At 45.0% G+C, this 17,767-nt stretch carries 17 protein-coding genes; 8 read left to right on the forward strand and 9 right to left on the reverse strand.

Annotation, left to right across the window (positions count from 1 at the left end):
* The first annotated feature begins 32 nt into the window (after positions 1-32).
* Both AB4Z08_RS06180 and AB4Z08_RS06185 read left to right on the forward strand, forming a co-directional pair.
* Positions 33-3,215 carry an efflux RND transporter permease subunit gene (locus AB4Z08_RS06180; protein ID WP_441572862.1) on the forward strand — a complete coding sequence of 1,061 codons (3,183 nt, stop codon included), beginning with the start codon at positions 33-35 and terminating at the stop codon, positions 3,213-3,215.
* Positions 3,216-3,374: 159 nt separating this feature from the next.
* Positions 3,375-4,250, forward strand: a complete 876-nt coding sequence (locus AB4Z08_RS06185; RefSeq protein ID WP_441572863.1) for a hypothetical protein — start codon at positions 3,375-3,377, stop codon at positions 4,248-4,250.
* Positions 4,251-4,295: 45 nt separating this feature from the next.
* Here the strand turns inward: AB4Z08_RS06185 and AB4Z08_RS06190 are convergent, their stop codons facing one another.
* Complete coding sequence (locus AB4Z08_RS06190; protein ID WP_441572864.1) at positions 4,296-5,882, reverse strand: transferase; 1,587 nt, start codon at positions 5,880-5,882, stop codon at positions 4,296-4,298.
* Positions 5,883-6,093: 211 nt separating this feature from the next.
* Here AB4Z08_RS06190 and AB4Z08_RS06195 point away from each other — a divergent pair, with 211 nt between their 5' ends.
* Positions 6,094-6,675, forward strand: a complete 582-nt coding sequence (locus tag AB4Z08_RS06195; RefSeq protein WP_441572865.1) for a hypothetical protein — start codon at positions 6,094-6,096, stop codon at positions 6,673-6,675.
* Positions 6,676-6,805: 130 nt separating this feature from the next.
* Here the strand turns inward: AB4Z08_RS06195 and AB4Z08_RS06200 are convergent, their stop codons facing one another.
* Both AB4Z08_RS06200 and AB4Z08_RS06205 read right to left on the reverse strand, forming a co-directional pair.
* A complete protein-coding gene (locus AB4Z08_RS06200) occupies positions 6,806-8,221 on the reverse strand; it encodes a nicotinate phosphoribosyltransferase (RefSeq protein WP_441572866.1) in 1,416 nt (471 codons plus the stop codon).
* A 17-nt stretch (positions 8,222-8,238) separates the two neighbouring features.
* A complete protein-coding gene (locus AB4Z08_RS06205; RefSeq protein WP_441572867.1) occupies positions 8,239-9,144 on the reverse strand; it encodes an NUDIX domain-containing protein in 906 nt (301 codons plus the stop codon).
* 233 nt (positions 9,145-9,377) lie between these two features.
* Between AB4Z08_RS06205 and AB4Z08_RS06210 the strand changes: the two genes are divergently transcribed.
* On the forward strand, positions 9,378-9,932 hold the full coding sequence (locus tag AB4Z08_RS06210; RefSeq protein ID WP_441572868.1) for a TetR/AcrR family transcriptional regulator: 555 nt from the start codon (positions 9,378-9,380) through the stop codon (positions 9,930-9,932).
* Between the two features lie 38 nt (positions 9,933-9,970).
* Positions 9,971-10,588: a class I SAM-dependent methyltransferase gene (locus AB4Z08_RS06215; RefSeq protein WP_441572869.1), complete on the forward strand. Its 618-nt coding sequence runs from the start codon at positions 9,971-9,973 to the stop codon at positions 10,586-10,588.
* A 67-nt stretch (positions 10,589-10,655) separates the two neighbouring features.
* Here the strand turns inward: AB4Z08_RS06215 and AB4Z08_RS06220 are convergent, their stop codons facing one another.
* The 4 genes from AB4Z08_RS06220 to AB4Z08_RS06235 form a co-directional block, all read right to left on the reverse strand.
* On the reverse strand, positions 10,656-11,345 hold the full coding sequence (locus AB4Z08_RS06220) for an NUDIX hydrolase (RefSeq protein ID WP_441572870.1): 690 nt from the start codon (positions 11,343-11,345) through the stop codon (positions 10,656-10,658).
* A gap of 12 nt (positions 11,346-11,357) precedes the next feature.
* On the reverse strand, positions 11,358-11,768 hold the full coding sequence (locus AB4Z08_RS06225; protein WP_441572871.1) for a hypothetical protein: 411 nt from the start codon (positions 11,766-11,768) through the stop codon (positions 11,358-11,360).
* A gap of 12 nt (positions 11,769-11,780) precedes the next feature.
* Positions 11,781-12,176, reverse strand: a complete 396-nt coding sequence (locus AB4Z08_RS06230; protein ID WP_441572872.1) for a nuclear transport factor 2 family protein — start codon at positions 12,174-12,176, stop codon at positions 11,781-11,783.
* 138 nt (positions 12,177-12,314) lie between these two features.
* Positions 12,315-13,601 (reverse strand): M28 family peptidase, encoded by a 1,287-nt coding sequence (locus AB4Z08_RS06235; RefSeq protein WP_441572873.1) that lies wholly within the window; start codon positions 13,599-13,601, stop codon positions 12,315-12,317.
* 201 nt (positions 13,602-13,802) lie between these two features.
* Here AB4Z08_RS06235 and gcvT point away from each other — a divergent pair, with 201 nt between their 5' ends.
* The 3 genes from gcvT to AB4Z08_RS06250 all read left to right on the forward strand — a co-directional run bounded on the left by gcvT (position 13,803) and on the right by AB4Z08_RS06250 (position 16,195).
* The gene (gene gcvT, locus AB4Z08_RS06240) at positions 13,803-14,891 is read left to right on the forward strand and encodes a glycine cleavage system aminomethyltransferase GcvT (RefSeq protein ID WP_441572874.1); all 1,089 of its coding nucleotides are present in this window, start codon (positions 13,803-13,805) and stop codon (positions 14,889-14,891) included.
* A 91-nt stretch (positions 14,892-14,982) separates the two neighbouring features.
* On the forward strand, positions 14,983-15,456 hold the full coding sequence (locus AB4Z08_RS06245; RefSeq protein ID WP_441572875.1) for an SRPBCC family protein: 474 nt from the start codon (positions 14,983-14,985) through the stop codon (positions 15,454-15,456).
* Between the two features lie 16 nt (positions 15,457-15,472).
* Positions 15,473-16,195: a 2-phosphosulfolactate phosphatase gene (locus AB4Z08_RS06250; protein WP_441572876.1), complete on the forward strand. Its 723-nt coding sequence runs from the start codon at positions 15,473-15,475 to the stop codon at positions 16,193-16,195.
* A 130-nt stretch (positions 16,196-16,325) separates the two neighbouring features.
* On the opposite strand, the gene AB4Z08_RS06255 is transcribed toward AB4Z08_RS06250, so the two are convergent.
* Both AB4Z08_RS06255 and AB4Z08_RS06260 read right to left on the reverse strand, forming a co-directional pair.
* Positions 16,326-16,715: a DoxX family protein gene (locus tag AB4Z08_RS06255; protein ID WP_441572877.1), complete on the reverse strand. Its 390-nt coding sequence runs from the start codon at positions 16,713-16,715 to the stop codon at positions 16,326-16,328.
* A gap of 86 nt (positions 16,716-16,801) precedes the next feature.
* A complete protein-coding gene (locus AB4Z08_RS06260) occupies positions 16,802-17,695 on the reverse strand; it encodes a helix-turn-helix domain-containing protein (RefSeq protein ID WP_441572878.1) in 894 nt (297 codons plus the stop codon).
* Positions 17,696-17,767 lie beyond the last annotated feature (72 nt).

Raw genomic sequence — 17,767 nt, forward strand, 5'->3', positions numbered from 1 at the left:
ATGTATCTGGTGTTTGAACAAATTTTTGCAACATGAAGATTACTGAAGTATCGATTAAGCGACCTACGATTGTGGTGGTGGTATTTACCATCCTCACACTGTTGGGCGTGATGAGTTATAAATCGTTGAACTATGAGCTGTTGCCTAAGTTCAGCTCCCCTATCGTAACGATAGCTACTATTTACCCGGGAGCGTCTCCCAACGAGGTAGAGAGTAGTGTCACCAAGAAGATTGAAGATGCGATTGCCTCTATGGAAAAGATCAAAAAGATCACTTCCAAATCCTCTGAAAGCTTGTCTGTTATTACCGTTGAGTTGAATAACGATGCCAATGTGGATATCGCATTGCAGGATGCGCAACGTAAGGTAAATGCTATCCTGGCGGACTTGCCAGGCGATGCGAAACCACCTTCCCTCAACAAATTCTCGCTGGATGATTTACCTATCATGACGCTGTCTGCCACCGCTAAAATGGATGACAAGCAGTTTTATGACCTGGTAGATAAGAAGCTGCAACCTTTATTATCCCGGTTGCCGGGTGTGGCCCAGGTATCGCTGATTGGCGGTCAGGAGCGCGAAATACAGGTGAATGTGGACCCCAAGAAAATGCAGGCATTTAATTTATCTATTCTGCAGCTGCGTCAGCTGATTACCAATGCCAACCTGGATTTCCCAACCGGTAAAGTGAAAACTGCCAATGAGCAGATCCTGATCCGTTTGGCGGGTAAATATAAAAACGTAGATCAGCTCCGCAACCTGGTGTTGAAAACAACAGAAAATGGTACACAGGTACGTCTTACAGATGTAGCGGATGTGCAGGATGCCCAGAAAGATGCGGATCGTATTGCCCGTGTTGATGGAGTGAGTTCCATTGCGCTGCAGGTGCAGAAACAAACGGATGCCAACGCGGTAACCGTGAGTGAGGAAATGAAGAAGACGATCGCACAGATAGAAAAAGACTATGCTGCTAATGATCTGAAGATGCTGGTGGCAAATGATTCCTCCGACTTTACGCTGGAATCGGCCGACTCCGTAATACATGACCTTATCCTGGCGGTGGCGCTGGTGGCGGTGGTGATGCTGTTGTTCCTGCACAGTGTGCGCAGTGCCCTCTTTGTAATGATCTCCATCCCGGCTTCCCTGATCGCTACTTTTATTGGAATGAAGCTGATGGGCTTCTCGCTTAACCTCATGTCTTTGCTGGGTTTGTCGCTGGTGGTAGGTATCCTCGTGGATGATGCCATTGTGGTACTGGAAAACATCTATCGCCATATGGAGATGGGTAAAAACCGCGTACGTGCTGCGTTTGATGGCGTAAAAGAAATAGGATTCACCGTTACTTCGATTACATTGGTAATTGTAGTGGTGTTCCTGCCGATCTCTTTAACCAATGAGCTGGTATCAAAAATTTTGCGTGAGTTCTGTGTGGTGGTAATGATATCTACCATGTTGAGTTTGCTCTCCTCCTTTATGATTGTACCGTTGTTGTCTTCCCGCTTTGGTAGACTGGAACATATCACGGGTAAAAACTGGTTTGAGAAATTTATCCTCTGGTTTGAAGCGCAATTGTCGAAGTTCACCAGCTGGATGACAGATATTCTGCGCTGGGCGCTGGCGCATAAAGCCATTACCCTGATTGTGGCGGTAGGCTTATTGTTCGCCTCTTTCATGTTGTTAGGTAAAGGATATATCGGAGGTGAGTTTATCCCGAAAGGTGACCGCGGGCAATTCATTGTGATGCTGGAAATGCCAAAAGATGCATCTGTAGATCAAACCAACCTGGCTACCAGGACAGCTGAAAAATATCTCAACAAGAAACCGGAAATCACCCGTTTGATCACTACAGTTGGTCAAACCAGTGAAGATGGCTTTGGTAATTCACAGTCTACCGCCTATAAATCAGAGATCACGGTAATGCTGGTAGACCCGGAAAAACGTGCGGATGCGTCAGATATCTATGCAGCAAAGATCAAGAAAGAGCTGAAAAACATCTTACCGGGCGTTAAAGTGAAAACTACGGCGGTGAGCATCATGGGTACAGCGGAGAGAGCGCCGGTAGAGCTGATCGTAATGGGTACGGAACTAGATAGTGTAATGAACTATGCTAAAAGAGCGATGGATACCCTTAAAACCATCAGCGGTGCTACGGAAGTAAAACTGTCTGTAGAAGATGGTAACCCGGAAATCAACGTACAGGTAGATCGTGATAAGATGGCGGCGCTGGGGCTTACCCTGGATGCCGTGGGAGGAACCATGCAAACTGCCTTCAGTGGTACTGCAGATGACTCCAAAGTGAAATTCCGCCAGGGTGATTACGAATACGATATCAACATCCGTTTTGATGATTTCAACAGAAAGAACCTGGACGATGTATCCAATATACAGTTCATTAATGACAAAGGCCAGCTGATTAAATTGTCGCAGTTTGCGGCTGTAACAGAAGGATCCGGCCCGAGTCACCTGGAAAGAAGGGACAAGAACACTTCCGTATCTGTGCAGGCACAGGTAATGGGTCGTCCTTCCGGTACCGTAACACAGGAGTTTACCGATAAGCTGGCGAAGATGGGAAAACCAACAGGCATCAGTTACCTGTTTGGCGGAGATGCCGAAAACCAGGGTGATTCCTTTGGTACATTGGGTGCGGCGTTGCTGATCTCTATTGTACTGGTTTACCTGATCATGGTGGCGCTGTACGATAACTACATCTATCCGTTTGTGGTATTGTTCTCTATCCCGTTGGCGATTATCGGTGCCCTGCTGGCACTGGCATTGACCAACAATACGCTGAACATCTTCACCATATTAGGTATCATCATGTTGATTGGGTTGGTGGCGAAGAATGCGATCATCCTGGTTGACTTTACCAACCAGATGAAAGAGGAAGGTCAGAGCACGTATCAGGCGCTGATACATGCCAACAATGCACGTTTGCGTCCGATCCTGATGACCACTATTGCGATGGTGATTGGTATGTTACCTATTGCGTTGGCAACAGGCGGTGTGGGTGCTATCAAAAATGGTTTGGCGTGGGCCATCATCGGTGGGTTGATCAGCTCCATGTTCCTGACCCTCATTGTGGTACCGGTGGTATACATGGTGGTAGATAAGGTGATGGCGAAGTTTGGAATTGGTAAGCTGTCTACCAAACGTTATATCAGACAACGTATGGTGGCTGCTTATGAAGAAGTACCTCTAAGTGATATTCATTCGAATTAAAGATATGTTACTAACAGTGTAACAGTTGTAGGTTTAGGTAATAGCCGGGATAGTCATATCCCGGCTTTCTTTTTTCTTTGATATTAACAAGTAGTTCTTTCCTTTTCACATTCCATCTTTATTAGCGGCGTATTACTTTTGTGGATATAAATCATCCTTATGAAAAAGTACATCCCCATTTTATCATTATTAGTGCTGCCATTTATTACGCAGGCCCAGCAAACCATAACTGGATTGGCTTTACCTGAAAGCGTAGTAGCTTATAAAGGTGGCTATTTTGTGTCCGACATCGGGGTCAAACTCGATCCCACCGCCAAAGACGGTGATGGTGCTATCTCCTTTGTGAACAGCGCAGGTAAGCTACAGGAGTTAAAGTATTTTAATGATTCACTGAACGCTCCTAAAGGACTGGAGATCATTGGCGATATAATATATGTGGCAGATATTGACCACCTGAAAGGGTATAATATTTCCACCCGCCAAAAGGTATTTGATCTGAACCTGGAAGGAAAAGCAGTACTACTGAACGATTTGAGCAAGGTAGATGATAGTTTGCTGGTGATAACAGACTCTTTTAAAAGTCATGCATTACTGATAAATGTAAATACCGCTTCCTGGACGATACTAAAGGGAGATATGATGGTGCCCAATGGCATTTTATATAACGCGCAACGGGACGAAGTATATGTATGCTCCATGGGCGCTGATTTAGATGGTACCGGTAAATTATTTTCAAAGAAACTGCATGACGACAATGCCGCCTTTGAGCCAATGGAAGGTTCTCCCATAGGGCTTTTTGATGGGATTGTACAGTTAGATGATCACCGTTTGCTGGTATCTGACTGGATCACTATTAAAGACCCGGTGAAAGGTAATTTATATGTGTACGACCTGGATAAAAAACAATACACAAAAATAGAGACAAAACGTTCTCCTGCAGATATCGCATTGGATGTAAAGAAACATGATTTGCTAATTCCGCAATTATTGGATAATAGATTGGAAATTGTATCACTGAAGAAATTAGGGTTGTAAGGCAGAGCGAAGCAGAAAGCTGTGGCCAGCAGCTTTCTGCTTTTATTATTTTCTGGCCATCAATAACATATGTGATACAGGAAATGGGATAGGTAAGGGTACATCATTATTGCACGGGCGCATCAGCTGTACCTTTCCTTCCAGCCTGTTTTTCACAATCCATTCATTCCGCCATGTGGAAGATAGATTATCTAATCTTAGTCCTGCTTCCTCCAGCGCAGCTTTCCAGTCGCTGTAATTCCAGAAACAAAACGTTTCATGCATTTCACTGAGCCAGTTATCGTGGTAATCTTTTTTGAAAAGAAACTCACAGGCATTTTGCATAGATAACTGCGCGTAGGTTTTATCTGCGATGGTTACCCATTCATGGGGTAATTGAAATCCTTCGTGATGACGGAAATCTTTTGCGAACTGTTTGAAAATAGCCATAGTGGATAGTTTACCCAGCCAGGCTGCCAGCTCGTGTGTATTGGCATTTTCAGGTTTAGGCAAATTGTTTTCTCCATCTGTGTTGTTGAGCCATAATAAAACCGTTTCTTCTTTATTCTCAGGTCCTACCACATCTCTGTTAATCCATACGCCGCCGGGAACCAGTTCGCTATAACGGTTACGAATGAACGCTAGCAAATCTTCTCTGCTGCCATACGATTCTATTTCATGTGTGAGTGAAGAGGTATGAATGGTATTCATGCTGCCTGCTTCAAATACGAGGCTTGTCACCGCATTTTTTTGTGAGAAGAAAACTGACGGGTTGGCGAATTCTCCATTATGTTTTCGTTGCAGGCAGATATCGTATAAATGCCGGGATACTTCAATGCCGTAGAAGTCGCACTCATGGAGACGATCATCTTCGCAGGCCATTTTAATCCAGGAGCCTACTGCGCAACCAATGTCGCCGATAGTACCGGGCTGAATGTAGGGTGCTGTTTCGCGGTATTTGTCGGCCGCGATATCGTCCATTTGTTTTACGTACACCTTGTAATCACGGGTAGCGGTGAGATCGCCGTCTGCTCCAATGATAGGATCTTTCAGGATATGCTGCACCTTCTCCCCTACTCCATACAACGACCATATTTTAAAAGATGCCGGGTGCATCTGATCGAGGATGGTTTTGTTTTTGCGCCAGTCACCGGATTGTGCCACCAGTTTTACAATATCCCATGGCATGGGTTGTGTAAACTGATTACTGGCAGGGTCCCATTCTGCCGGTAAAACGGTGTAACCGTGATGGAGGTACATTTCCTTGACTGCAGTAGAACAAATAACGAGGGTGTTTTCCGGATTCAGCTGGTGTACACCTTCGCTGGAATGTCGTATAGTCTTTACCGTATATTCTGTAAAATCGTTGATCACGCCTACGTCATCGATACCATACACAAATGCAGGTACATCCAGCGAGTTGGAGAATTCCTGGATGATCATGGCGCGGAGATAGAATGGTACCGGGTTCCGCTTGGTACCCAGGTGATTGGCAGAAGTAACGGCGAAGATAACACCATCTATTTCCTGTGTGGCTAACGGGTTGCCATACACGTCTTTTTCGCCTTCCAGTTTGCATTTGATAAGGCGGTTCAGGTATTTGAACTGAAAATCTGTTAGCAGGTGATGGCGGCCAGGTATGAGTAGATACATGTCGTGAAGTTAAGCAATGAGATGAATTATCATAAGTCATATTCGTTAAAAAAAGTATAACAATTTAATATTTTGTCATGACCCCGTGCGCGGCTGAGTGACTTATAACCTGCTGTGGAAGGCTATTTTAGCTAGCATGATTCTTGTCTTGTAATAGATGGTTATGCCTGCATGATGTCATCTTTTTTAACGAGTATTAAAAACGTGTCATATGAAAAAAATAATATTGGTCACCTGCTTAATTATCAGTGGTTTCTTCTACGGGAACCTGAGTGCGCAGGTGAAATTGAATGTGAATGTAAATATCGGAAGTCAGCCGGTATGGGGACCAGTTGGATATGATTATGCCGAATATTACTACCTGCCTGACGCAGATGCTTATTATTATGTGCCCAATCATCAATATATCTATCTGAACGGCGGCCGGTGGGTGTTCGCTTCTGCATTACCAGCCAGGTATCACTACGATCCATACAGGAGTTACAAAGTAGTGGTGAATGAGCCGAGACCTTATCTGCATCCGGATATATACAGGAACAAGTATGGTAAATATAAAGGGAATTATAATCAACAGCAGATTATCCGGGATAGCAGAGATGAAAGGTATTATGTAGTAAAAGGCCATCCTATGAATGGAAAGGGTAACCAGAAGAAGTACTACGGCGATGATAACAATGGCAACAAGTATAAAGACAAGGGACACGGGAATAACGGTAATGGGCATGGCAATAATGGTAATGGTAATGGGCATGGGAACGGCAATGGTAATGGTCATGGTCACAACAAGGACTAATCGTTTTTTTATAAGTGTAAGGTGTCTCATTCCTGGGGCACCTTTTTCATTTGCGGTAAAGTAAAAGGCCACCTCACATAGGAGGCGGCCGGGAGCTGAGGCAAACTTGCTGGAAGAAATAAGGATGATTTTAGAGAACAGCGGTTTTGCGGACTTCATCGAAAGTATAGCTCCTGATGACTTCGCCGTTTTCGAATACAGTTTGCAGCAGGTCGGCGGAGGCGGGAGCTTCTGCTTCGCTGACTGTTTTAAAAGTGCTATTATCTTTTATAAGCCTGAGCTTTCCGGCTTTTGATTTTTTGAAAGAGGTGCGTAGGTGGCCGGTGGCATCCAACTCTACCGGCATCTTTTGAACATTGATGGGTGCTCCGTTCACCACAGCGTAAGCGCATTTGAGGGCAAATTCCTGCGTGTCGCGGTTTACGCGCTGGAGCAATGCACCGCCCATACCCAGTACGAGGTTTTCAGCACTGATACCCGCTTGTTTCAAGGCTTCAAATATGCCGGGTATAGAAGAGTAGCTGATACCATCGCCTTGTATTACCCTTACCTGTGGAGGCAATACTTTAAAGCCTTTTTCATTGGTAGTAAAGCCAAACTTATTCATCAGTATACTGAAAATTTTCAGGAGGGTTTGTACCGGATCGCCGCTATCGGGGCGGATAACAAGGGTACCATCTCTCTTCAGTATTTGTTCTTTTAAAGCAGTACCCCAGTATTCTTCACAAGCCCGGAAAATATTGTAGGAGTCGGATACACAGGCAATGGTGCCGGTGGGATAAGTATCCAGTATGTGCCTGAATATTTCCAGTTCTCCTTCTTCTCCCAATAAAGTAACAACAGAGTGTTCGGTAGCGGGAATGGACAGACCGGGTGCTGTGGGGGCATCATAATATCTTTTGGCAAACAGGGATCCGGGAATGGTATCGCTACCAGCGAAGTTAACCAGGTGCGCGCTACCACCTATACCGGCACTTTCTACAGAGCTGGCGCCGCGGAAACCAAAGTCGTTGAGTACAAAATCAATTCCGGCAAAAGCTTCCTGGCTGGCAGTTTCATCATAATATTTCTTTACTACTTTTTTAATTTCGCGGGATACAGATGCTACGGTGCATGGGTACCATACCTGCATGAGCAGTGTTTCGAGGAAGTTGGTGAGCCAGAAACATTCAGGGTCGGTGTTTTCGATGGTCATCAGCACATTTCGTACAGGCACTACCGTACCTTCTGGTACTGCTTTGATGCGGATGGGAAGTTTTCCACCATGTTTGTTAATGATGTATTCAAAGCGGCTGCGGTCAAAGATGTCATTGCGGCCAAAAACCTCTGTGAGCATGGTTTCTGCTTCATCCAGCTTCTCTTTGGTGAATACTTCTCCGGCTAAATATTCTTTCAGAAAATATTGGAGGCCATAGAAAACGGTTTCATCAAATTTGCCACCTCTGCTTTCGAGGTAAGAGTAGATGTATTCGGTGCCGGGAATATAGAGTTTGTGGTGGGAGTATTTGTAAGCATCTGCGAGGAGGATTAGGTTTTCCTTTGTCATATCTCGATATTTTAGTCTTAGTAAGAATATTTTTCTATCAGTTTGGCGAGTAAAGGGAGATGTGTATCTGAAATTTCTCCCTGGGTCATTAAATCCGGTATATCCTTTACCGTTACCCATTTTACTTCGGCCAGGTCGTCACCGGCAGCGGGCGTACCTTCTACCAGGTCTGTACTGAACAGGGTGGTAATGATTTTGTTCACTTCAGAGCGATACCGCCAGTCGTTCACCCGCAGGGAGGCGACGTATTCCATGGGGCCAATTTCCAGTTTGCCACATTCTTCCTGTAACTCTCTGGCAGCGGCCATTTCGAAATTATCGTCTGTTGGGTCGGAAAATCCGCCAGGCAATCTCCATGCTTTTTCGTTGGGCTTACGACCTAACAGTAGCTCTTGTTTATTGTTTCTGAACAGTGCAATATCTACGGTTGCGTATACAGAAGGAAACAGGTTATAGGTATTGTATATGATGCCTGCGCGAAATTCTTCTGTATCAAACACCTTGTCGGATAAGGCTTCCCGCATGGCGGTAGCATTGTAATCTTTCACCGGAGGTAATGCTTCAGTAGTATACTTACCGGTATAAGTGCCCATGAAGCTATCGCGGCTGCCGTATAGCAAAAAGCTTTCGTGTGGAAAGTTGTTATGCAGCAGTTCATCCAGTTTCTGTGACCATACGGCATCGCTTTTCTGATCGCTCAGTGGTAATACGATGATTTCCGGGAACTGTTGTTTGATCATACGTTCGCGGGTGTAGTAGTCGAGCGGATTTTTGCGGCTACCTCTTACCGGGCTTACGCCTAGTATGATCAGTACCCGGTTGTGCTTCTGCTTCACTTGCCGGATTAGTGCCAGATGACCTTCGTGTAAGGAAGGTGTCTGGAACCTGGCGATAATAACTCCTGTGGGCTTTGTGTTTTGCATATCCGAGCTATTTTGTGTAATTGTTACACAAATATATGTAGAGGGTTTGAGATGACAAAATATTTCTTGTAAAAAATACACAAAATAAGAAATCAGTTACCGGAAGATTGAGTGGAATGCAATCTGATGGCAGGCTGAGATAGGATAAATGTAATGAGTTAGCGGGAAAGTTGTATGCCTGCAGGATGAAAAAGAATGTCTTATTTATGAGACATGCATCTTATCTTTGAGCTATGGAAGAAACAGCCCAAAGAATTATTGATGCTGCTATTTATGTATTCAATGATAATCTTTCCGCCACTTTAGACGCTGTTGCAGATAAAGCCGGCGTAACCAGGAGAACACTCAACAGGTATTTTAAGGAGCGTGCGCAGCTGATAGAGAGCTGTAAAACTGAAATGCTTCAGACCTGTGAGCAGGCGATGAATACTGCTTTTAATAGCAATACTGATCCTTTAAAGCAACTGGAAATGATGCTTTATGCCGGAATTGATTGCGGATATAAGTATGCATTTCTGAATAAACTGAAACAGCAAAGCATACCTGTACAAGAAGAGGTCTGTAATGACCAGATGGATAATGTAAAGCAGAAATGGTTTTCGCTGGTGGCGGCCCTGCAAAAGAATGGAGTGGTAGATAGCAAACTTACGCTGTGGTGGATCTTCGTTCTCTTCGGTGGTATGATTAATAGCACCATAGATGCGTTACGGTCTGGTAACGTTGCGCAACATGATATTAAAAAATTCGCCTGGTTTTCTTTTAGCAGGAGTATCGGCATAACGTTTTAAAAATGGAACAGCATGATTGATTTTTTAAAGCCCGCCATATGATAGAATTCTGGGAATCAAGTTTCATAGAAAAGCAATTGATGTGGGGGGCGGAACCAGCAGATTCCGCTATCCAGGCAAAGGATTTTTTCATAGCGAACAATGCTCGTGATATACTGTTGCCTGGATTTGGATACGGCAGAAATGCCAGGATCTTTCTCGATAATGGTATCAAGGTGACCGGCATCGAGATTTCAAAAACAGCCATAGACCTGGCCCAAGCCCAGGGAGCTGATAACATGACTGTTTATCACGGTTCCGTGACGGACATGCCCTTTGATAACAAATTATATGACGGAATATTTTGCTTTGCGTTAATCCATTTATTGAATAACCGGGAAAGGAAAAAGTTCATCAGGGATTGTTATGATCAGCTGAAACCTGGTGGGTATATGATTTTCGTGACGATCTCAAAAAAGGCGCCTATGTACGGGAAAGGCCGGAAACTGAGTAAAGAGCGCTTCGAGGCGCGGAAAGGCGTACAATTGTTTTTCTATGATGCGGATTCAATACAGCGGGAATTTGGAAAGTATGGATTGGTGGAGTTCCCGGAAATGGAGGAGCCTAATAATGGGGCATCATTGAGTTTTATAGCTATTAAATGTAAGAAGGAATAATCGGGCAGATCGATGGGCGGCCGGATATGTTTCCGGCCCTTTCACGGCACACTTCTATTCTCCGAAATTATATCTCAAACGTCATCCCTTCTTTCTTCAACTTAAAATACCGGTCCTCATCGAAGCTGAACAAATTGGCGGGTCTCCCCTGCGACACCTGTTTTTGTTTTTCATTATGCGAAATCAGTATGCCGAGGTGATTGATCTTCTTTTGAAAGTTGCGGCGGTCAATGGGCCGGTCCAGCAAGGTTTCATAGAGTTTTTCCAGATCGGCGATCGGGAATTTTTTATCGAGGAGTTCGAAGCCGATAGGTTCATAGCGGATTTTGCTGCGCAGGCGTTGTACGGCCACGTTAATAATAGTGGCGTGATCAAAGGCCAGTGCAGGCAGTTCTTTGATGTTAAACCAGTTGGCGTCTTCCGCATCGGAGCTGGCAGCCAGTTTAAAGTTAGTGGGATTTACCAGGCCGAAGTACGCGATAGACACTACTCTGCCCCGTGGATCACGGCCCGGGAGACCAAAAGTATACAGTTGTTCCAGGTAGTTGATGTTTACGCCGGCTTCTGTGAGCAGTTCTCGGGTCACTGCTTCTTCCAGGGCTTCTTCGTCCAGCACAAATCCACCGGGCAGCGCCCAGCTGTGCAGATAGGGCTGTATGGTGCGCTTAATAAGCAGTACCACAATGCCTTCTTTGGGAATATATCCAAATACGACCGCATCTACGGTTAGTCTGATGTTTTGTTTTATCGCCGCCAAACTCTTATCTGATTATTTTACTTGAATGTAATGATCTAACTGGGCAGTGCCTTTATGTAAATTTACGAACAAAGGGTTTTTCTGCGGATCAAAAACGATAATAGTGCTTTGTTCCCATATATCCTGAGGAGTGGGTAATTCTATGATCACTTCCTGGCCGTTGGCGCGGTGAAACAGCAGGCTATCTTTTGCGGCGATGTGGCCTTTAAACTGGTGTTGGTCCAGGTAGTCGGTGAGTTGTTTTCTCAGTTGCAGTACGGAATCGTTGAGTGCGCTGGCGGCTGGTTTAAATTCGCGGTACACGTAGGATTTCTCGCTGATCACATCGTAAGCGGATTTGTCTGTCGTGTGCTCGTCATTACGGGAATGGTTACACGCAAACAGTGTTACGGTGATAGTAAGGAGTGATAATATTTTATTCATGATCTCAAAGCTTTAATGTTCGTAACAATCGTAGTTGCGTTGGCGGTAAATTTTGCCATCGCGAAATTCGATGATGGTGCAAATGAATGCTTTCATTATTTGTCCCCGGCGGAATTGTCCTGCATCTACTCCTATTTCGCCGGTCCATTTGGCTTCTACCACGAGGGTATTGCCGGATTCCACCACTTTCAGCACGCTGAAGTGTTGGGATTTTAAAATGATTTTATTGGTGGCCATGCTTTCCAGCATGATCTCAAAATTTCGTTGTTTGATCTCATTAGAGAGCTGATTTGGATATTCAGTCTGAATAATGTTGGGATGAAAAATCCTGGCAAATTCAACGGGGTCTGCTGAAAAGCTCTCCAGCAGCTGGAAATACCGGTATATAAGCGCCAGTTTCTCGTCCATTTAAAGGGATAAATTGAAGTATGTACGGTGCGAAAATATACAATTAGAGGTTAGAATTACGAATTAGGAATTACGAATTACGGATTTGTGGGGAGATAATAGCGGTCAATCTCCCCACAAATCCGTAATTCGTAATTCCTAATTCGTAATTCCTGTGAAGGCGAGTTTGTCCTTATCGTTTGTTTTATCAATGATATTGTATACCAGCTTCAATACGTTGAGGGTGCCATCATAATTTATCTTGTTCTCGCTGGTGGCCGTGCTGGTAGAGAAGTAAAGAACGGGTATATTTTTTTTGTAGAAAGATGCATGATCCGAGTTGTAGATACCGCTGGAATCATATACCAGTGGCAGCTCTTTGGTAGTGGCCTGCTGTAGAATTGCAGCCCATCCCGGGGAGGTGCCGGTGCCGCCGATCTGTAAGGCGGTGCCGGGGTTCAGCTGGCCGATTCCGTCCATATTAATCATATAGTTTACCTGCGAAAGGTTCACGGTGCTGTGGGCCGCAAAATATTTAGAGCCGGACAAGCCCTGTTCCTTGCCGGAGAAGGCGACAATAATATAGTTGTTGTTATGGAGACGGGAGTTGTTCAGTAAGCGGGCTATTTCCAGCAAAGCTGCTGTTCCGCTGGCGTTATCTTCTGCTTTGGACGTGGTTTCCCAGCCGCGGTAGTCGTAATGCGCGCCAATGATGATGGTTCTGGGGGCTTTGTTGTTAATATAGCCGATCACGTTGGTCCCGCTGCGTTTAATCGCTTTAAAGGCAATCTGTATGTTTACCTGGAAGCTGCCGGCATCTTCGGCATTCAGCTTTTTGCTGACATCGTTGCTCACCCAAACGGCCGGTATGCCTGTAGGGGTTGGGTGTTGTTCGAGCCATTTCAGCACTTCTGCGATGGTTTCTTTCCCATTATAAAATACCACCCCGGAGGCGCCGGATTTTTCTGCGATCTGGGTTTGCTGCAGATATAGCTGCAGCATGCTTTTCTGGCTGTCGGTATCTATTTCGGCCACATTGATGAGCCAGATGTTATCGGGTTCATTTACACCGGGCATCGCTTCGCCTTTGGCTGGTTTCTCTGCGCTGAAGGGTAATGGGAGAAATTGTTTGCCTGCCAGCAACTTATCTTCATTGATGGTCATATGGCAGGTGGCTGCCGGTTCGCGGGTTTCTTTTATGGTGAAAGTCTGTAAAAATCCATCTTCTCCCATGGGAGTTAAACCGTTTTGCTGCATCTGTGCGGCAATGTATGCTGCGGCCAGTTGTTCACCGGGAGCCCCGGTACTACGGCCTTCCAGCTTGTCGCTGCTCAGGTAGTTAATGTGCAATTGTAGGTTACCTATGGTTTTTCTGTCCTCTTTCTTCTGTGCATGAACGTATATGGTTACAACCACCAATGGTAACAGCCAGGTTATCTTTTTCACAGCAATCTGATTTGGGTGTTGGTGCAAAATTACGGATTACCAGTGTCGAATAGCTAAATTGAGTGAAGTTCTTTTGACGATCCTATTGTATTCTAACTAATTATAATGTAATGCTTTCGTCTTAAAACAGTCATTCGCCACTTTCTGTTGGCCGTTCATAATTCTCAAATCGCTATTTTTGCCCCGTTTTAAAAACAAAGTATGAAAAACACGCCTTTTACAGAGAAACACATTGCGCTGGGTGCCAAGATGGCCGCCTTTGCGGGTTACAACATGCCTATTTCCTACACTGGTATTAACGATGAGCATCAGGCGGTGCGTACAAACGCCGGCGTGTTCGATGTAAGCCACATGGGCGAATTTATTTTAAAGGGCGAAAATGCACTGGACCTGATTCAGCGCGTTACCAGCAATGATGCATCCAAGCTCACTGCAGGCAAAGCTCAGTACAGCTGTTTACCCAACAACGACGGTGGTATCGTAGACGATCTGCTGGTTTATTGCATCGAAGAAAATAAAGTATACATGCTGGTGGTAAATGCCAGCAATATTGAAAAAGACTGGAACTGGATCAGCCAGTTCAACACCAACAACGTGGAAATGCACAACATTTCCGACAAAACTTGTCTACTGGCCATCCAGGGACCTAATGCTACCAGCATCCTCCAACCGCTCACGGAAGTAGACCTCATCAACATGAAGTACTACACCTTTACAAAAGGCGTGTTTGCAGGGGTACCTAATGTGGTGATCAGTGCTACCGGCTACACCGGTGCAGGTGGTATTGAAATTTATTTTGAAGATGTAGACGGCGCAGCAGACAAGATCTGGGACGCTATTTTCGCAGCTGGTGGCCCTAAAGGACTGAAACCTATTGGTTTGGGCGCCCGCGATACCCTCCGTCTGGAAATGGGTTTCTGCCTGTATGGCAATGATATTGACGATACCACTTCTCCTATGGAAGCTGGTTTGGGCTGGATCACCAAATTCACCAAACCATTTACCTCCAGCGAGTTGTTTGCAAAACAGAAAGCGGAAGGTATTACCAAAAAGCTGGTAGGTTTTGAAATGGTGGATAAAGGTATTCCCCGTCACGACTACGAAATTAAAGATGCAGCAGGTAATGTGATTGGCCGTGTAACTTCCGGTACCCAATCCCCTTCCATGCAGAAAGCTATCGGTCTCGGCTATGTGAAAACAGCTTTCGCAGCGCAGGATACCGAAATATTTATTGCCGTTAGGGATAAGGCCCTGAAAGCAAAAGTGGTAAAAGTGCCATTCCTGAGCTAGGAATATGTATGAATAGCCGGTTAAAGTTGTTAATTTCGGTGCCTGGAAAGTTTTCAGTGCACCGGAATTTTTATATTTTATTACCATATCTATGCCTACCATTCACTTAACTACTGTCATCCATGCTCCGCTGGAGAGGGTCTTTGACCTGAGCAGGAGCATTACGCTGCACAAAAAAAGTATGTCGCACCGCCAGGAGGAAGCGATAAAAGGTCGTACCAACGGACTAATATCCTATAATGAAACAGTGACCTGGCGAGCAAAACATCTGGGCAAAATGAGGGAGCTGACGACTAAGATCACCGCGATGCGCCAGAATGAGTTCTTTACTGATGAAATGACTTCCGGTGACTTTACCCACATGAACCATGAACATCACTTTAAAGAAATCGGCAACGGTACAGTAATGATTGATATCATGGATTTTGGAACGCCCTACGGCTGGTTCGGACGGGTATTTGAACGATTCTATCTGTGTAAATATATGACCAAACTCCTGCAGGAGCGTAATAATGCCATTAAGGGTTATGCAGAGAGTGAAAAGTGGAGAGTAATCCTTGATTAAAGTTAAAAGTAATTGAATGACAGAAAGCAACAAACCCAGCCTGGAAGTATGTTTATCTCCGGCTTTACTACATTTGTTTGATGTAAAAAGCAGTATCGTAGTTATTATAGATGTACTACGCGCTACTTCTACCATTTGCACTGCACTGTATAATGGTGCCTCCAGGGTAATACCAGTCGCCAGTGTGGAAGAATGTGTGAACATCGGCCGCGCCATTGGTGGCATCACCGCCGGCGAACGTGATGGCAGAATAGCAGAAGGACTGGTACACGGAAATTCTCCTTTCGAGTATCCACGTGAGTTTGTAGAAAATAAAACACTCGTTTTAACCACTACCAACGGTACCAAATTATTGCACATGGCGAAAGATGCCATACAAATCATTACCGGCTCTTTCCCTAATATCAGCGCTGTGTGTGATTACCTCATCGCGCAAAATCAAAACGTTATTCTCGGCTGTGCTGCCTGGAAAGACCGTGTAAACATGGAAGATACCCTGTTTGCCGGCGCCGTGGTAAGTCGCATCAAAGCACACTTTGACGTAAACTGTGACTCTGCTGTTGCCGCTGAAACCCTTTACAATACCGCCAAAGGCGATATCTATACCTTTATGACACAGGCCTCCCACTATAAGCGCTTAGCGAATTATGGGCTGGAAAAAGATATACATTACTGTCTCACCGCAGATGGCGCCAATGTACTGCCACTGTTTAAGGACGGGGAGTTGATTGCAGGGTAGTTTGTCTTACCCAGGATTATACTGATTTAGATGATTTCCCAAATTTTGTTTTTTTTGGATTTTATAAGATTAAAAAACTCCTGAAAATCATCTAAATCAGTATAATCCTGCCCCATGACAAAATCTCGCTTTAAGCCGCAGACACGGACGAAACCTTGCCTTTATTCAACGCAAAAAATGTGGTTACCAGCAACATCGTCAACGGGTAAGATATTTCCGCAAAAGAGGCGCCACTGCTCACTTTAAAGATCGTGGCCACGACCATGGTTAAGAATAAACCGATCGCTAATGGTCTTACAAAAAATCCCGTGATTAATGCAAGCCCACCTAGGAACTCTGCCAGGCTAGCCAGTAAGCCAAATCCAACCGGGAAGAAATCAATCCCCACCGTTTTTAAGGTGCCACCCAGGAAGCCCCAGGTACCAGGGCCGCCGGCCAGTTTCATGATACCAAAAATGGTAAATAAAACGCCTATGCCTATACGTAAAATAAGAAATGCCAATTTGTTGTTGTCTTTCATAGCAATTGTAGTTTAGGTAATACCACAAAAGTAGACTACATCAACATACCAGTCGATGGATAAAAAGTGGTTTATATTGTACTTTTTTACATTTGCTGTTCCTGTTCCCTGAATTGCTGCGGAGCCAGGCCCATATTTTTTTTGAAGAAACGATTAAAATAGGCAGGGTCTTCAAAGCCAATCTGGTAGCCAATTTCCTTGATACTGAGGGTATCTGTGAATAACAGGCGCTTGGCTTCCAGCAGCATACGTTCTTTTATAAGGGTGCCGGCAGTTTTGCCGGTGAGTTTTTGTACCAGCGTATTCAGCTGACGGGGTGTAATATGCATCCTGGCGGCATAGTCCTGCACTTCATGCAGTTCATGAAAATGTTGATGCAACAACTTTTTAAATTCCAGCAACTGTGTTTGTGGTATGCCGGGATGAAGATGTGTTTCCTGCAGGTGTTGTTTCCTGATACGCAGTATTTCCATCAGGATCACGCGGATATAGGAAAACAGGATATCTGCTGCGCCGTTGCCCGCCTGGTCGTATTCCTGCAACGCCAGCGTCATCAGGGTATGTAAGCGGGTGTATTCGGCTGGTTGCAGCTCAATAACAGGATAGGTTTGCAGGTTGTCGAACAGGAAGTGGGCGTATAACTGGTTGTCGGGATCATTGCCACTGCTGAAAAACGGCTCGTTAAATTTCAGGGAAAAGCCCCTGCTGCCTTTGGTACGCACCAGTTCATGTACTTGCTCCGGCGACAACATAAATACAGCTGGTCCTTTGAATGGGTAAGCTGTGAAATCTATATGATGTATACCTTCGCTGTCGTTCAGCAACATAATTTCATAATAGTCATGACGGTGGGGATATTGCCGTTTCATGATTTTTCCTTCGTCGTTTATGCCCGCCACCAGCACATCTTTCAGCTGGGTGGGAATGTTGGCCGTAACGCCGTCGGGTATACGATGAGATGGAATCTGTTTTCGCTGCATGTCCAAATGTACAAGAGATTATTAGGTATGTCCATTGAGCCGGCTATCGGGCCGGCGTAGTTTTGTGGGGTA

Source organism: Chitinophaga sp. RAB17 (assembly GCF_052114225.1).
Taxonomy (GTDB): Bacteria; Bacteroidota; Bacteroidia; order Chitinophagales; family Chitinophagaceae; genus Chitinophaga.

What these genes read in the sequence shown, in the direction of transcription:
- AB4Z08_RS06255 (WP_441572877.1), bottom strand. Translation starts at nt 16,715, where the DNA reads ATGAAAGACAACAACAAATTGGCATTTCTTATTTTACGTATAGGCATA.
- AB4Z08_RS06180 (WP_441572862.1), top strand. Translation starts at nt 33, where the DNA reads ATGAAGATTACTGAAGTATCGATTAAGCGACCTACGATTGTGGTGGTG.
- AB4Z08_RS06190 (WP_441572864.1), bottom strand. Translation starts at nt 5,882, where the DNA reads ATGTATCTACTCATACCTGGCCGCCATCACCTGCTAACAGATTTTCAG.
- AB4Z08_RS06210 (WP_441572868.1), top strand. Translation starts at nt 9,378, where the DNA reads ATGGAAGAAACAGCCCAAAGAATTATTGATGCTGCTATTTATGTATTC.
- AB4Z08_RS06230 (WP_441572872.1), bottom strand. Translation starts at nt 12,176, where the DNA reads ATGGACGAGAAACTGGCGCTTATATACCGGTATTTCCAGCTGCTGGAG.
- AB4Z08_RS06195 (WP_441572865.1), top strand. Translation starts at nt 6,094, where the DNA reads ATGAAAAAAATAATATTGGTCACCTGCTTAATTATCAGTGGTTTCTTC.
- AB4Z08_RS06225 (WP_441572871.1), bottom strand. Translation starts at nt 11,768, where the DNA reads ATGAATAAAATATTATCACTCCTTACTATCACCGTAACACTGTTTGCG.
- AB4Z08_RS06250 (WP_441572876.1), top strand. Translation starts at nt 15,473, where the DNA reads ATGACAGAAAGCAACAAACCCAGCCTGGAAGTATGTTTATCTCCGGCT.
- AB4Z08_RS06215 (WP_441572869.1), top strand. Translation starts at nt 9,971, where the DNA reads ATGATAGAATTCTGGGAATCAAGTTTCATAGAAAAGCAATTGATGTGG.
- gcvT (WP_441572874.1), top strand. Translation starts at nt 13,803, where the DNA reads ATGAAAAACACGCCTTTTACAGAGAAACACATTGCGCTGGGTGCCAAG.
- AB4Z08_RS06245 (WP_441572875.1), top strand. Translation starts at nt 14,983, where the DNA reads ATGCCTACCATTCACTTAACTACTGTCATCCATGCTCCGCTGGAGAGG.
- AB4Z08_RS06185 (WP_441572863.1), top strand. Translation starts at nt 3,375, where the DNA reads ATGAAAAAGTACATCCCCATTTTATCATTATTAGTGCTGCCATTTATT.
- AB4Z08_RS06200 (WP_441572866.1), bottom strand. Translation starts at nt 8,221, where the DNA reads ATGACAAAGGAAAACCTAATCCTCCTCGCAGATGCTTACAAATACTCC.
- AB4Z08_RS06260 (WP_441572878.1), bottom strand. Translation starts at nt 17,695, where the DNA reads ATGCAGCGAAAACAGATTCCATCTCATCGTATACCCGACGGCGTTACG.
- AB4Z08_RS06205 (WP_441572867.1), bottom strand. Translation starts at nt 9,144, where the DNA reads ATGCAAAACACAAAGCCCACAGGAGTTATTATCGCCAGGTTCCAGACA.